This is a genomic window from Pseudanabaena mucicola FACHB-723 (assembly GCF_014696385.1).
In the GTDB taxonomy this organism is placed as follows: Bacteria; Cyanobacteriota; Cyanobacteriia; order Pseudanabaenales; family Pseudanabaenaceae; genus Pseudanabaena.
In genome coordinates, this window is record NZ_JACJQB010000015.1 from 61,241 (window position 1) to 76,197 (window position 14,957).

Annotated in this window: 15 protein-coding genes and 1 pseudogene; 10 read left to right on the plus strand and 6 right to left on the minus strand. The window is 45.0% G+C overall.

What is annotated here, in order from left to right; translation table 11 throughout:
* The first annotated feature begins 79 nt into the window (after positions 1-79).
* The 4 genes from H6F41_RS09585 to H6F41_RS09600 all read left to right on the plus strand — a co-directional run bounded on the left by H6F41_RS09585 (position 80) and on the right by H6F41_RS09600 (position 2,965).
* The gene (locus H6F41_RS09585) at positions 80-670 is read left to right on the plus strand and encodes a hypothetical protein (protein WP_190403256.1); all 591 of its coding nucleotides are present in this window, start codon (positions 80-82) and stop codon (positions 668-670) included.
* A 20-nt stretch (positions 671-690) separates the two neighbouring features.
* The gene (locus tag H6F41_RS09590; protein WP_190403257.1) at positions 691-915 is read left to right on the plus strand and encodes a hypothetical protein; all 225 of its coding nucleotides are present in this window, start codon (positions 691-693) and stop codon (positions 913-915) included.
* 281 nt (positions 916-1,196) lie between these two features.
* Positions 1,197-1,970 carry a sulfite exporter TauE/SafE family protein gene (locus tag H6F41_RS09595; protein ID WP_190403258.1) on the plus strand — a complete coding sequence of 258 codons (774 nt, stop codon included), beginning with the start codon at positions 1,197-1,199 and terminating at the stop codon, positions 1,968-1,970.
* Positions 1,971-2,080: 110 nt separating this feature from the next.
* Entirely contained in the window at positions 2,081-2,965 is an 885-nt protein-coding gene (locus H6F41_RS09600; RefSeq protein ID WP_190403259.1) for an alpha/beta fold hydrolase, read from the plus strand.
* A gap of 10 nt (positions 2,966-2,975) precedes the next feature.
* Here H6F41_RS09600 and nadB read toward each other — a convergent pair whose 3' ends face one another.
* A complete protein-coding gene (gene nadB, locus H6F41_RS09605; RefSeq protein WP_190403260.1) occupies positions 2,976-4,559 on the minus strand; it encodes an L-aspartate oxidase in 1,584 nt (527 codons plus the stop codon).
* An 82-nt stretch (positions 4,560-4,641) separates the two neighbouring features.
* On the opposite strand from nadB, the gene H6F41_RS09610 reads away from it, so the two are divergent.
* Positions 4,642-5,319, plus strand: a complete 678-nt coding sequence (locus tag H6F41_RS09610) for a potassium channel family protein (RefSeq protein WP_190403273.1) — start codon at positions 4,642-4,644, stop codon at positions 5,317-5,319.
* Positions 5,320-5,326: 7 nt separating this feature from the next.
* Here H6F41_RS09610 and H6F41_RS09615 read toward each other — a convergent pair whose 3' ends face one another.
* Positions 5,327-6,949, minus strand: a complete 1,623-nt coding sequence (locus H6F41_RS09615; protein WP_190403261.1) for a cation:proton antiporter — start codon at positions 6,947-6,949, stop codon at positions 5,327-5,329.
* Positions 6,950-6,997: 48 nt separating this feature from the next.
* Between H6F41_RS09615 and H6F41_RS09620 the strand changes: the two genes are divergently transcribed.
* A complete protein-coding gene (locus H6F41_RS09620; protein WP_190403262.1) occupies positions 6,998-7,891 on the plus strand; it encodes a cation diffusion facilitator family transporter in 894 nt (297 codons plus the stop codon).
* Here the strand turns inward: H6F41_RS09620 and H6F41_RS09625 are convergent.
* Both H6F41_RS09625 and H6F41_RS09630 read right to left on the minus strand, forming a co-directional pair.
* Entirely contained in the window at positions 7,888-8,682 is a 795-nt protein-coding gene (locus H6F41_RS09625) for an ABC transporter permease (RefSeq protein ID WP_190403263.1), read from the minus strand. The two genes, H6F41_RS09620 and H6F41_RS09625, sit on opposite strands and share 4 nt — an antisense overlap.
* A gap of 13 nt (positions 8,683-8,695) precedes the next feature.
* A complete protein-coding gene (locus tag H6F41_RS09630; protein WP_190403264.1) occupies positions 8,696-9,196 on the minus strand; it encodes a GAF domain-containing protein in 501 nt (166 codons plus the stop codon).
* A gap of 121 nt (positions 9,197-9,317) precedes the next feature.
* Between H6F41_RS09630 and recO the strand changes: the two genes are divergently transcribed.
* The 4 genes from recO to H6F41_RS09650 all read left to right on the plus strand — a co-directional run bounded on the left by recO (position 9,318) and on the right by H6F41_RS09650 (position 14,311).
* Complete coding sequence (gene recO / locus H6F41_RS09635; RefSeq protein ID WP_190403265.1) at positions 9,318-10,139, plus strand: DNA repair protein RecO; 822 nt, start codon at positions 9,318-9,320, stop codon at positions 10,137-10,139.
* Positions 10,136-11,515, plus strand: a complete 1,380-nt coding sequence (locus H6F41_RS09640; RefSeq protein ID WP_190403266.1) for an MFS transporter — start codon at positions 10,136-10,138, stop codon at positions 11,513-11,515. Before recO ends, H6F41_RS09640 begins: the two co-directional genes overlap by 4 nt.
* Positions 11,516-11,557: 42 nt before the next feature.
* The gene (locus H6F41_RS09645) at positions 11,558-12,763 is read left to right on the plus strand and encodes a flavin monoamine oxidase family protein (RefSeq protein ID WP_199288722.1); all 1,206 of its coding nucleotides are present in this window, start codon (positions 11,558-11,560) and stop codon (positions 12,761-12,763) included.
* Between the two features lie 156 nt (positions 12,764-12,919).
* Positions 12,920-14,311 (plus strand): NAD-dependent malic enzyme, encoded by a 1,392-nt coding sequence (locus tag H6F41_RS09650; RefSeq protein WP_190403267.1) that lies wholly within the window; start codon positions 12,920-12,922, stop codon positions 14,309-14,311.
* 33 nt (positions 14,312-14,344) lie between these two features.
* On the opposite strand, the gene H6F41_RS09655 is transcribed toward H6F41_RS09650, so the two are convergent.
* A complete protein-coding gene (locus H6F41_RS09655; protein ID WP_190403268.1) occupies positions 14,345-14,761 on the minus strand; it encodes a hypothetical protein in 417 nt (138 codons plus the stop codon).
* Positions 14,706-14,957, minus strand: a pseudogene (locus tag H6F41_RS19345) (IS701 family transposase); the annotation flags it as partial. The gene H6F41_RS09655 and the pseudogene H6F41_RS19345, both read right to left, overlap by 56 nt.

Genomic DNA, 14,957 nt, shown 5'->3' on the forward strand with positions numbered 1-14,957 from the left:
TTTGTTGAATTGATCGCTCTCTTCCTTTTATTACCGTCAAATGTTGGTTTGTTCAAATATTTTTAAGAGGGTTCGTATAATGCAATTATCTGGCAAAATTCACTTCAAAAATATTGTTTTATGCGCTTTACTGGGAAACTTTGTTAGTTTATTGCCAAATATAGAGACATCTATAGCAGCAGGTGGAGATACTATTGAGACATCAACAACTGGAGATTCTTCAATTTCTCCAACACCTCAAAGTGCAGCTTCCCTAACTGTTACTCCCACTACTCTTTTGCAAAATGGAACAAATAATTTTGCTAATGTAAGCTCTAACACTGGAGCCTTAAACTACCCAAATTGTAGTTCATGCTTCTTTGGAATTTTGCGTACCACGCCTAACACTAATAATTTTAGTGGCACAATCAACAATCAACTTGAAGCCGTTATTGGCATTATCATTGCCATTGATTCTCCTGAAAAGGCAAATTCTGAAACTAATCGGATGATAGTCGAAATTCAGAAAAGCAAAAATGAATATGAAATTCAATTGGCATTAGGTGAAAAATTAGCTGATGCGATTGAATCAGGAAAAATGGAGAGAGCAAAGATTGTTGCCCTGTTGCTTGCACCTCTACTAGGTAAAACTCACAATCAACTACTCTCGGAAATCTTTGCTAAACGTTAATGATATCAGAGGCTACAGCTATGTATAAAGTGACAGTGGCTTGTCTAAAATTCTTTGCCTACTTTCTTGTTGGTATATTCCTTGCATTTCCAATATCAGCAATGTTTGGCGCGATCGCCTTATTTCTCTCTTACCTTCCCCTCATCTGGCAAATCCTTTGGCGGACTGGATTAGGATTGATGATGTTGACAGCGATCGCCTTGTTTATTGAAGGCTTAAACAATGGCGCAAACCGCAATTTCTAGATTTCTGAGTGTTTTTGTTGCTGCATTAAAATCTCAACAATTTCCTCTATGTCGTCTCTATTCGTGGCGAAAAGTTAAAGTACGATCGCGCATAAAATAAACCCCTGCTTCTAGAGGGATTTCCTTCAATCGCGCCTGTAATTTCTCAGGATCTTGTAATAACGACTCAGTTATAAACTTACGAGGGCAGATTCAACATGTTACAAATGAAGAACGAGATTTTTTGTGACGCGTCATGTTGCGAAAATCTGACTCTATTATGCGATCGCAAAATTCTAATTATGTTTTGGCAATATTTGTTGATTTTTGGTGCAGCTATATTAGCGGGGGCAATCAATGGCATCGCTGGGGGGGGCAGTTTTATTTTGTTTCCTGCCTTGATGTTTGCGGGTTTGCCGCCGATTCCTGCCAATGCCACCAACGCGATCGCACTTTTACCGGGAACATTGGCCAGTGCAGGAGCCTATCGCAGTGAGTTTGGAAAGGATTTGCGATCGCTAATTCAGGTTTGCATACTCGGTCTAATCGGGGGACTACTAGGGGCAATTTTGCTATTGCGAACACCTCCTGCGGATTTTTTGCGAATTCTGCCCTATTTACTGCTGACAGCCACCCTCGCCTTTAGCTTTAGCAAAAATCTGACGCTTTGGGTAGAACAGCAACAGGCAAGATTTGCCAGATTGCAAGCCCTCCGCACAGCACTCATTACAATCCTGCAATTGGTGGTGGCAGTCTATGGCGGATTTTTTGGCGGCGGTATGGGAATTTTGTTTTTGGCATCCTTTGCGCTGATGGGGATGACCAATATCCACCGCATGAATGCTTACAAAACGATCTTGACTAGTTGCATCAATGCGATCATTATCATTCCCTTTGTGAATGCGGGGGTAATCCTGTGGCAAGAGGCAGCCATCGCCGCCGTTGGCGCGATTATCGGTGGTTATATTAGTGCCTACTATGCCCAAAAGATTGCCCCGATTTTAGTGAGACGTTTAGTGATTGTGGTGGGAATAGTGATGACGCTGTACTTTTTTGTAAGGAGTTGGATGAGTTAAATGCTACTCGTTCATTGGGCGGGAACAATTGGACTCAGCCATTTGTCATAAAATGATAGTGATCGCCACAGCGATCGCAATTTGTTTGTAACTAATGGGCTTTTCTCTACATGTCTAGTGTCACCATCCGAGGCGCAAAACACAGCTATAGTCTGACGACTCCAACCCAGTTTGCAAATTCAAAATTGCATCAACCCGCCCCCTTTGCGATCGCATTTTTGCATGGGTGGATGCTCAGCCAAGCTTACTGGCAACCATTAATCCAGCAACTAGAAGCTAATTTCTCCTGTCTATCCTACGATCTACGTGGCTTTGGACGCTCGGAGCTGGGGGATGACCAAGAATATTCATTAATTAGTTATGCCAAGGATTTAGAAGAATTACTTGACCGATTGGGGATTGAGCAAGTTTGGCTAGTCGGTCACTCTTTGGGGGGCGCGATTGCATTATGGGCAGCAAATTCACTTTGCGATCGCGTTTTAGGTGTGGTTTGTCTCAACGCAGGGGGCGGCATTTATATCAAAGAAGAATTTGAAAAATTTCGCACCGCAGGCAAAATCATCTTAAATTTGCGTCCGCGCTGGTTGCAAAACCTAACTCCAGTCCATAGTCAATTTGCTAAGGATAGTGTGCATACGCCCCTAGATATGCAATGGGGTAAACAAAGAGTAATCGATTTTGTATCTGCCAAGTATCCAGCCGCCAAAGGCACTTTGCTCGATTCCACCAGCGAACAGGAAGTACATAAGTTACCGCAAATAGTCTCCAAATTACGCCAGCCTGTCTATTTCATCGCTGGTGCAAATGACAAAATCATGGAACCTAAATATGTGCGTCATCTCGCCAGCTTCCATCCTTCCTTTAATGGTTGTGGCGAGAATGTATTTGAACTTCCCGAATGTGGTCACATGGCAATGCTAGAGCAGACCAATTTACTCCATACGCTATTACTAGATTTATTCGCCAAACCCGTAAATGCTCCTTCCTATTTGTAGGGATTTCTTCCTAGTGAAGAGAGGCTAGGGGTGAGGGGCTTAACTCTTTCCCCTCAATGATTGTGTGTACTTGCCAATGGGAATCAGTCTCAGGAAAATCTTGGCGATAGTGAGCGCCACGGCTTTCCGTCCGAAATAGAGCGGAGCGGATTAAGAGATAGGCATAATCGGCTAAATTACGGGTTTCAATCCAGAGTCGAGATGGTTCCGCTAGTTCCACTAACTCAGATTGCCATGTACAGATTTTGTCTAGGGCAGTTTCCAAATCTGCCTGAACCCGACAAATGCCCGCCGCCTGCCAACAAAGATTTTGAATCGATACCTTGAGTTTTTGAATTGCCTCAGCATTGACATAAGTAGACATCGAAATTGCGATCGCAGGATTTGCGAATATCTGCGGATTTGATTGTGAACAAACCTGTTCGGCAAGGCGCTCACCAAAGACAAAACATTCCAAAAGGGAATTACTCGCCAGCCGATTTGCACCATGCACGCCCGTACTGGCTGCCTCACCGACCGCATATAAACCCGCAATCGAAGTAGCCCCATGAGACTCTACGACAATCCCACCCATGCAATAGTGCGCCGCAGGCGTAACAGGAATGGGCGTAGAGAACACATCAATTTGCCAGTTCTGACAGATTTTGATGATATTAGGAAATCTATGGGCAATCGTCTCTTTAGGAATTGGCTTTAAATCGAGAAATACAGTTGCCTCCTGTGTTTTTTGAAGATGGATAAAGATGGCACGGCTGACGACATCCCTTGGGGCTAGCTCACCTTTAGGATGGTATTGGAAAGCAAAGCGCTCGCCTCGGTGATCAATCAAATGTGCGCCCTCACCCCTCACCGCCTCACTGATCAAAAATCTAGGGGCATTGGGCAGCGCTAGTGCCGTAGGATGGAACTGCACAAACTCCATATCACGGATAATTGCCCCTGCTCGCCATGCGATCGCCACACCATCGCCCGTACTTGATGGTGGATTTGTATTTTGGGAAAACACCTGAGCGCCGCCACCCGTCGCTAAAACCACCACAGGCGCAATCAAGCAACTAATTTCTTGCTCATTCAGATAAAACACACCGCCGCAGCGACCATCCTGCATATATAGGTCTAAAACTAGGGTTTGACTCAAAACTTGAATATTCGGACTTTGCAACACGGCGGCAGCGAGCTTGGAAACTAAGGCACGCCCTGTCGTGTCGGCAGAATGCAAAACCCTACGTCGCGAATGGGCAGCTTCTAGGGTTAGTGCCAAACTCCCATCTTCAGTGCGATCGAAATCTACCCCCAATTCAATCAGTTTTTGGATTTGGCGTGGTGCAGCATTAACTAAGACATCGACTGCCTCAGTGTCGCATAGCCCCACCCCAGCGATTAAGGTGTCTTTGCCATGAAATTGGGGCGTATCATTTTTGTCAATTACGGCGGCAATGCCACCCTGCGCCCAATCACTAGCCGAGGTGGACAGATTGTCTTTAGTCACTAAACCAATTCGCCATTGTGGTGCTAAGTCCGTGAGTCGAAGTGCCGTATATAGTCCAGCAGCACCACTGCCGACGATCAAAGCATCAAACTTTGTTTGGTTCATTAAGTAAAGCCAAGTAATCAGTAATGCATATTATCGTATTAGATCTATCCGTATGAGCGTCAACTTTAAGCTAGGAGTCCAAATGTATATTCTTATTGGTGGTGCAGGGATGATGGGGCTAGACCTTGCCAAAACCTTACTCAGTATGGGGCATACGATCGCCGTAATCGATACCGATCCCCTCGCCTGTAAATATGCCCGTGAAAAAATTGGCGTGATGGCATTTGAAGGCAGTGCCGTCAATACAGGCGTATTGCTAGAGGCAGGAATTCGTAAATGTCAGGCGTTTATTGCCGCTTTACAAGAAGATGCGCTCAACCTCGCTATGGTCACCCTCTCTAAGCACTATGGTGTACCACAAATCATGGTACGCATGAGCGATCGCGACTTTGAAGAACCATACAAACTGGCAGGGGCAACCCATATCATTGGCACAATCGATCTTGCTATTGCCAGAATTATCAACGCGATCGAATATCCTCAAGTTGATGCGATGATGCATTTTGAGCAAGGACAAGTGGAAGTCATTAAGCTCTCGATTCCCCAGCTTTGTGCGATCGTGAATCGGACAGTGGCGGAAGTTGCCCAACATCCGCAATTCCCCACAGGCACATTGATTATTGGCTATCAAGCCCACCCCCACGAAGATCTCATCGTTCCCAATGGTAGTACGATGCTAGAGGGTGGCTCGACAATTTTGGTGGTTACAAAGCCTAGCCTCGTCAGGAACCTATTGGATTTTATGGGGTTGTGCGGCTAATCTATCTTTACTCTTCCTTTAAAGATAGAAGTTTCTCATTCAGAACTCTGAGGTATGCTTGCCCCACATCATCGGATAACAATCCCTTCCGCATTGCTTCATTAATGGAAACTTTTTCCGCAAGATAGAGACGACGATAGATACCTGCTAAACCAGAATTTTCATCGCCTTGGGCAGAATCCCCCATAGTGTTTTGATTGTATAGATCACGGAGCTCTGTTTCTGAACTAGCAATCCTTGCTTGATAACTGGCAAATAGCTCTTCGTATAGAGATTTGGGTAAACTGCCTGACTCCAATAAACTGGCTAATTCCCTTTGCGCAGACTTTGATGTAATTAGATTCAGTTGTAAAATTTCGATTTTTTGTTTAATCGGTGATGGTTGGGATAGTTTCAAGCGCTTGACTAGCCAAGATAGGCTTAATCCCTGACCAACCAAAGATAGTAATACCGTACTAAATACTAACGTGATCACCTGCATCCGTTCTGGCAGACCAAAAGGCAAACTCAGCGTCAGAGCCATCGATAGAGACCCTTTGACATTCCCCAAAATCAAAACATGCTGCCAACGTAATGGGATAGGGCGATCGAAGAAGCTTAGTAAATAAAGTAAAGGATAGATTGCAACGACCCGACCAATTTGGTAGGCAACAATTGCAAATAGGGCAGTTGCGGTTGTATTAGGTATGGTGAGGGGATCGACCTCAATCCCTACTAGTAAAAAGATAAATGTATTTGCCCCAAATCCTGCATATTCCCAAAAGTTAAGTAAACTTACTTCCGTTGGTGCAGAGGTTTGCCGAAAGCCTAGATTGCCAATTACCAATCCTGCAATCATCACTGCGATCGCACTTGAAACACCCAGAGCTGTTCCAATTTGAAAAGTCCCTAAGGATACGGCAACCGTTAATAAAATCGTACTCAGCGCATCATCTAATTGCTGAAACAATCCCACACAGAGATAACCCAATGCTAAACCGAGGATACTGCCGCCCACAAAGGCAATAAAAAGCTGTTGCACACCCTCTGTAACTGTGAAAGAGCCTTTTGTAAAAATTGTGGTGATAATACTCAAGAGAACAATCGCTACCCCATCATTGAATAGGCTCTCACCTTCAACAATCGTGGCAAGGGTACGCGGCACTGTTACAGTTCTAAAGGCAGCGATCACGGAGACGGTATCGGTAATTGTCAAAATTACACTGACAGCACAGGCTGTAATCCATGCAAGGTTTACGCCAAACTTGAGAAATATGGCAGTGACCGTCGCTGAAATGACGACTCCCGGCCCTGCCAGTAATAAAATCGGCTTGATGGTGCTACGGAGCCGACTAATATCGGTATTGATGGCAGCTTCAAAAATTAAAATTGGTAGGAATAGATTGAGGATTACTTCAGGATTGAGACCAATTGATGCTGGCAATATCTGTTTAGGAATCGCTAAACCTGCTAATACTAATCCCACCACGTAGGGAATCCTGAGCTTGCGAGTAATCAGGGCAACAGCCGTTGCCACGATTAAGAGAATGATTAATGTACTTACTAAGCCTGTAAATTCACTAGAAGTTGCTACAGTGGTCTGCTCAATCTGTGAACTATTTAAAGCATTGATTAAGAAATAACTAATCATAATATTGTCAGAATGGTTCTAGCTATTTTCCTTGAAATTTAGAACATCATGCGAAACAAATCTGCCCGTTACTATGCCTTTCTTTCGATCGCGGCTGCCATCGCCACGATCGCCTTGAAATTAGGTGCGTATCTATTGACTAATTCGGTGGGTTTTTTATCAGATGCCCTTGAGTCAGGGGTAAATCTAGTCGCAGCCTTTGGTGCAGTATGGGCAATCACCTATGCCGCCAAGCCTCCTGATGAAGAACATGCCTTTGGTCATTCCAAAGCTGAATATTTCTCTAGTGGTTTTGAAGGAGCCTTAATTTTATTTGCCGCCGTAGGAATTATGATCACTGCTGTCCCTAGACTTATAAATCCGCAACCACTGGAACAGCTTAGTCTGGGTTTAGTGCTTTCCATAATTGCGTCAATGATTAATGGCGGTGTTGCCTTTGTATTACTTAAAGCAGGAAAACGCCTGCACTCGATCACCCTCCGCGCCGATGCTCATCATCTGTTGACTGACGTATGGACTTCGATTGGTGTAATCCTCGGCATATTTCTCGTTTCCGTTACAGGATGGTTAATTCTTGATCCGCTAATTGCTCTGTTAGTTGCGGTAAATATTGTTTGGACTGGCTTGAAACTTATTCAAGAAAGTGGTTCAGCCCTGTTAGATGCGGCAATTCCCCTAGAAGAACAAAAGATCATCACAGAAATCTTCGTTCCCTACGAGCGCCAGCATGTCCGTTTTCATGCGATGCGGACAAGAATGGCAGGAACTAGAAAGTTCGTTTCTTTTCATATTCTCGTGCCGGGGGCATGGACAGTACAGCAAGGCCATGACCTCTGTGAAGAAATCGAAAGCGCGATCTGTCGAGCCTTACCCCATATCAATGTATTCACCCATTTAGAACCCTTAGAAGATCCTAAGGCATGGAATGATCAAGACCTTTAAGCACCCATCCCTGAATATTGTTTGAGACCCTCACGCCAGAGCCAACGTTTCACCACAAAGGCAAGTGCCATCCATCCGAGCATCACGCCAATACCTTGCCAGACGTTAACAGTCTTACCCACCAAAATCGCAGCAGGAAAATAGACCATGTAGGGGAATGGTGTCCACATCACAATTTCGCGCATCAGTGGCGGAAATACTTCAAGCGGAGCGATGATACCTGATAGGAAGATGTAGGTTAAAAACCAGAGCTGCTCAATTGCACTGGCGCGTTCTGTCCAGAAAGAGAGCAACCCAAAATCGTATTGAATCAAAAATCGTAAACTAAATGCGATCGCAACAATTAGGAGCGTAATTAGGCTAGTTGCCAAGGAGGGAATCCAGAATGACTGGGGATAGATTAGGAAAAACAAGGCAACTAAAAATATAATCAGTGGCAGCCTTGCCCAGCGCTCGGCAAGGTGACTGATAAAGTGATGCCAAAAGGGATCAATGGGTTGCAAAAGGCGATGGGAAAGCTGTCCTGACAGTAATTCCCTTTCAAAATCCCAAATCACCCACACAATATTAAATTGACGCACCAAAAATACAGCCAGAAAATAGCGAATAAACTCTAGGGAAGTTAAACCAAAGCCGCCATTCTCTGAAGCCTTGAGCCATGCCCCCATCAAAATAAATGGTAAGGAATTAGATAGCACCCAAATCAATAGCTCGGCTCGATATTCGAGCATATAGGCATAGTAAGTCGCAAACAGAGCTTTGGTGACACGGAAAATATATCGAAGGGGCATAGGGACGTGGAACCTAAGAACTACTAATCGAAGTTGCTGCTTCTAGGGCGTAGGAATATTGGCGAATTGTCTCGATATCGAAGGACTGCCATTGTCTAATCTGTTGACAATGGTGGGCAACTAAAAGCCCCCAAAGTTTGCCGTGACAGACGACTGGGGCGACTAAATTGGAACGGACTTGAATGGTGCGTAAAAAATCACGATGACAGTCATTAATCGCCGCCTGTTCAATATCTTCGGTGCTAAAGATGCGACCTGCAAGGTAAAGAGCGGCATAGTCGATGTTAAAGCAATCGTCGGCTCCCGTTGAACCAATAATCGAATATTTTTGATCGCTGAGTGCTTCAAAGGTAACTTGCCCCTTCCAATGGGTATAGAAATAATACAAAACTACGCGATCAACCTTTAGTATCTCTCGAAGCTCATGGAGCTTTTTACTAACTAATTGATCTTGCTGTAGTTTCCTAGTAATCCTAGTTAAAACTGATTTCAGATTATGGTTGGCAGCACTCATGATAGCGAAGAAAATGGTTAAATCTACAGCAGGTCGTCAAAGCAATAAACCATCGATGTATTCGTTGCCAACACGCTGATGACTGCTATTTTAGTTCACCTCGACAACCAAGAGCTGCAAATTGCCCAAAGAATATCGCGCTACAGGAATAAATCTCAAGGGGATGCCCTTAGGTGAAAATGATCGCCTTTTGACCATCCTTACTAAAGAGCATGGATTAATTAAAGCAGTTGCCGCAGGAGCGAGAAAACATCGCTCGGCAATGGCAGGACGTTCGGGATTGTTTGTGGTTAATGATTTGCAAATTTCGGTAGGACGCAGCATGGATCGCATTAAAAATGCCGAAGTGTTGCAGTCCTTTGTTGGTTTAGGCAAGACCCTTGCCAAGCTAACGGCGGCTCAATATTTGTCAGAGCTAGCTCTGATGCAAGCCCTATCTGCCCAACCACAGGAGGAATTATTTTTAGTGCTAATCGAACACCTAGAGCGGATTCAAGCGGCGGCGAATCAAAATGTATTGGCGCACCTAAATCACGGTATGTATCATCTACTTGCGATCGCAGGATTTGCCCCCCAAGTGCATAGCTGTTGCATTAGTCAAAAAGCCGTAGTTGCGAAGCGCGAAATTTCTAAGTGGAAAGCAGGATTTAGCATTGTCGGTGGTGGGGTGATCAACCTTGAGGATGACGGTAATCCGCACGATCATCAGCCTGACGAGGTCGGTGCTGATGCCATGCATAATCGCATTAGCCACTACCTCAATGCGACGGAATTACTTGCCATGCAGGAACTTGCCCAAACTGATTTAGCCGATAATATTTTAGAAACCCACACCACAGATTGGCTAGCTGTCGAAAGACTGTTGCGAGCCTATGCACAGTATCATTTTGATAGACCAATCCAGTCTTCGGCACTGATTGATAACTGTTTTTTTAATATATGACCCATTTATTCGATCCACCGACTCCGAATCTGCCAGAGCCACACGATCCTCATCATGCTGATCCCCATGCTAGTCACAGCGATGATGGATTAGCGCCCGAATTGTCTACCACTGACTCCAAATCTGTTCTTCGTAATCCTAATTTTTTATCTCTCTGGAGCGGACAGGTTTTTTCGCAAATTGCGGACAAAATCTTTTTAGTGTTAGTAATTGCGATCGTGTCTACCCAGTTTCAGCAGGAAGGGGAAACGATCAGTGGTTGGGTCTCGGCGATCATGATATCTTTTACGATCCCTGCGATTTTATTTGGCACAGTGGCAGGGGTATATGTTGATCGCTGGAAGAAAAAAACAGTTTTAGTTAGCTCCAATGTTTTACGCGGAGTCTTGGTGCTAAGCATTCCCCTCTTGCTTTGGGTGACGAAAGATAGTGTATTGCCTTGGGGCGCACCGACAGGATTTTGGGGATTGTTATGTATTACCTTTTTAGTTTCCACCTTTACGCAGTTTTTTACCCCCGCCGAGCAGTCCGCGATTACTTTAGTGGTCGAGAAGCCGAAATTATTAGCCGCCAATTCCCTCTACACCACAACGATCATGGCAGCTTTGATTTTAGGATTCGCTCTGGGAGAACCCTTGTTAGCTTTATCCGATCATCTTTGGCATAATGTTGGACAAGAAATCTTAGTTGGTGGTAGCTATTTACTCGCAGGGATCATCTTACTTCTTCTCAAAACAGGCGAGACGAAAGAAGATCTGCACCGTGATAGTTTTCATATTTGGACAGATATTAAAGAAGGGCTAAATTATCTCAATCATAAAAAGACTTCGCTATCGGCATTAATCCAGCTCATTTGCACTTTTTCGATCATTGCCGCGTTGACCGTGCTAGCAGTCCGTCTGGCTGAGGTAATGCCTGAAATTAAAGCGGAACAGTTTGGCTTTTTGTTGGCAGTGGCGAGTTTGGGAATGGCGATTGGGGCAGCAGTAGTCGCCAAGTTGGGACATTATTGCCCTCGACAAACCTTGGCTTTGATTGGTTCGATTGGGATGGCCGTATTTTTAGGAATGTTGGCGGTATTTAGCGATCGCTTTTGGTTGGGATTAATTGCGATCGCAGGTACGGGTATTTTTGCAGGGCTATGTGTGATCCCGATGCAGACTGTAATTCAGGAAGAAACTCCTGAAGATGTACGCGGCAAGGTATTTGGACTCCAAAATAATGCGGTGAATATTGCCTTGAGCTTACCCTTGTCCTTAGCAGGTATCGCTGAGTCTTACTTTGGACTGCAAAAAGTGATTTTTGCCCTGAGTGCGATCGCAATTATGACGGGGGTTTTGACTTGGTATATTGCGCGTCAATTCGTAGAGCAGTAAATTTAAGGTCAATCAGGTCAATTAGGTCAACAGGTAAATAGGATGCTAAATCGCCGTCAGTTCTTATTAGGAAGTGCTTTTACCTGTGCGGCTGCGATCATCCATGATCACCTAAGCGCCCAAAATATGCCTACTCCAAGGTACTTGGGTAAAGGGGCATCACCACAGCAAGTCATCATCATCGGCGCAGGGCTATCGGGTTTGGTGGCCGCCTATGAGCTATCCGCAGTGGGACATAGCGTTACCATTTTAGAATCGCAGGAACGAGTCGGTGGAAGAGTCTTAACGCTTAGGGGTGGCTTTAGCGATAACCATTTTGTCGATGCAGGTGCATCCAGAATTCCTCAAAATCATTATTTAACACTCGCCTATGTGCAACACTTTGGTTTAGCGCTCAAGCGTTTTTATCCATCCCAAGGCTCATATGTTTCCTTCAAAGATGGACAGCGCATATTTACTTCTGTCGAGAACTTTGAAAAGCTTCTTGCCTCCGCCCAGATATCGAAGTGGACGAAAATAGCTGAAGGCGCAGACCGTTTACCACAGGCATTTGCCAAGGCACTTGCAAGAAAAATCCAACTTGGAGCAGCAGTCATCCGAATTGAACAAGATGAGCGTGAGGTAAGGGTATTTTGTCAGTCAGGACAGGAATATCGCGCTGATCAAGTGATCTGCACAGTGCCATTGCCAGTCTTAGGCAAAATTAGTTTTTCCCCGCAACTATCATCTCCAAAACAAATTGCGATCGCAGGTGGTTATGACTATCGTGCTGCTACGCGCATGTTTGTCGAGTTTCCTGAGCGATTCTGGGAAGCAGAGGGCTTAAATGGTTGGGGCGTATTGGCGCAGCAACCTGAAGAATTGTGGCAACCCACTTGGGATAGTCGCGGAAAAACAGGGATTTTACATGCTTATCTCAAGGGAGAAAATGCGATCGCTATGGATGCCCTTGCCGCCGATCAGCAGTTGCCCCGACTATTACAGAAATGGGAAAATCTATTTCCCAACATCAAGAACTATCCAAGTAAATTGATTAGCTATTCATGGACTGAAGATCCTTGGGTAAAAGCAGGTTGGGCTTATCCCACCAAAGCACAAGAAACCAATTTATTTGAGCAACTGGGACGCTCGGAAGGGAAAGTTCATTTCGCGGGAGAACATACTGCTAGCGATCGGGGCTGGATGCAGGGAGCTTTAGCATCTGGGTTGAGAGTAGCCCAAGAAATTCATCTCCGTCAGTCCATTTAAGTTCAGATTAAGTTCAGAGCAGCTTCAATTCTATAGCCAACTAATCGTGTTATTTGTAACGCAAACTAACCCAACAATCAGATAAGATTGCATAAATCTAGGAAAGTCAGCAATAACCGATATTTCTAGATTTATGACACTTCTTATCTCCTCACGATGCAACAACTAACACCTAATCCCAGCTTTAGCTTGACCATTCGCGTGCAACTCCTCAACCGCGCAGGAATGTTATCTTCTGTCATTCGCGTCTTAGCTGAAGCGGGAGGGAACCTCGGACAGATTGATCTGATCCAACAAACCCGCAAGATTTCGGTACGGGATATCACGGTCAATGCTTACAGTGCCGAGCATATGGACAAATTGATTGCCGCAGTTAAGGCAGTTCCCGAAATTCGGATTCTCGAAATTTACGATCGCACTTTCAAAATTCACGAAGGCGGCAAAATCCATCTTGAATCCAAAGTTGCCGTCAAAGGGCAAGACGATCTCGCCATGGTCTATACCCCGGGCGTGGGTCGCGTCTGTATGGCAATTGCCGAAGATAAACGCAAAGTTTATGACTACACGATCAAATGCAACACCATCGCCGTCGTCACCGATGGCACAGCCGTCCTAGGTCTGGGGGATATTGGACCTGAAGCCGCTATGCCCGTCATGGAAGGGAAAGCGATGCTGTTCAAGCAATTTGCAGGGCTAGACGCATTCCCAATTTGCCTGAACACCAAAGATGTTGATGAAATTGTCGAAACCGTCAAGCGTATTTCCCCAGCCTTCGGTGGCGTAAACCTCGAAGACATTAGCGCTCCCCGTTGCTTTGAGATCGAAAAACGACTCAAGGAAGAACTCGATATTCCTGTTTATCACGATGACCAGCATGGTACAGCCGTGGTGGTCGTTGCGGCGACGATCAATGCTCTGAAGGTGGTCAGCAAACCAATTAATACTGTTCGCATCGTCATGAATGGTGCAGGCGCATCTGGTATTGCTGTGGCAAGACTGTTGCGCGAGGCTGGAGTCGAGCGGATTACGATGTGTGACTCGCAGGGTTGCATCAGTAAGTCTCGTCCTGACCTCACCCCTGAAAAGTTAGAATTTGCCAGTGACATGTCTGGATCTTTGGCAGATGTGATTAAAGGAGCCGATATGTTTATTGGTTTGAGTGTCAAGGGTGCGCTTACTCCTGAAATGGTTAGAAGTATGGCTTCTGCGCCGATTGTCTTTGCGATGGCAAATCCTAATCCTGAAATTCAACCCGAACTCGTCGAAAATGATGTTGCAGTGATTGCCACAGGTCGCAGTGACTATGCCAACCAAATTAATAATGTTCTTGCCTTTCCCGGAATTTTCCGTGGTGCGCTTGATGCCAGAGTTCATAAAATTACAACGCAGATGAATTTGGGAGCAGCTCAAGCGATTGCCTCTTTAGTGAGCAGTAGCGATCTCGCACCAGATTTTATTATTCCTTCGGTATTCGATCCCCGTGTCTCCCATGCAGTTGCCGCCGCCGTTCATGCCGTGGCACGTCAGCAAGGTATTGCTAACGCCTAGTCTTAAATAGAGCGGTGCTCTGCACCGCTCTATTTAAGTTTTCTGCATAGTAATGAATTCATCAACTAGGCTCAGTAATCGCTCGATCGCATCATTAAGCGGGGATTTTACCTCAAAGCCATGGGCTACCCGATTTCTAATCTCGCTCAGAGCCATGGTACGCACAAACTGCTTGGTCGAAATTTGTTCTTGATCATGCAGATGATGCAGCATTAGCACAGTTGGCAAGCGATCAACGGGAATTAAAGCTTGTCTGGCATATCTTCGCAGCAAAATCTCGGCAAAGATCCATAGCGACAGAAAAGCAGACTCGAACTCACCAATGGCAACTAGTTTGGCGATTCTCTCTTTCCGTTGCAAAATTTGCGATCGCGTTAATTTATGATCACTGATGTTACGTGGAAGGAATAGCCAATTTTTGGAGAAGAGAGAAACTAGCCCTAATGGCATTGAAGTAGAGTTTAGACTTAAGAGCAAAGTGATTGAGTTTAGTTTTAATCCGAAGGCGCTCTAGCTTAACAAAAGCAAAAAAGCAAGCAAAGATATGATTTTTCTGAGTATGAGGAATCCCAGTGGGCGACTTAGCAAGAGCCAGATTAGATTTCAAAGACTTGTGAAACTCTTCAACTTTCCATCGTTTTTGATA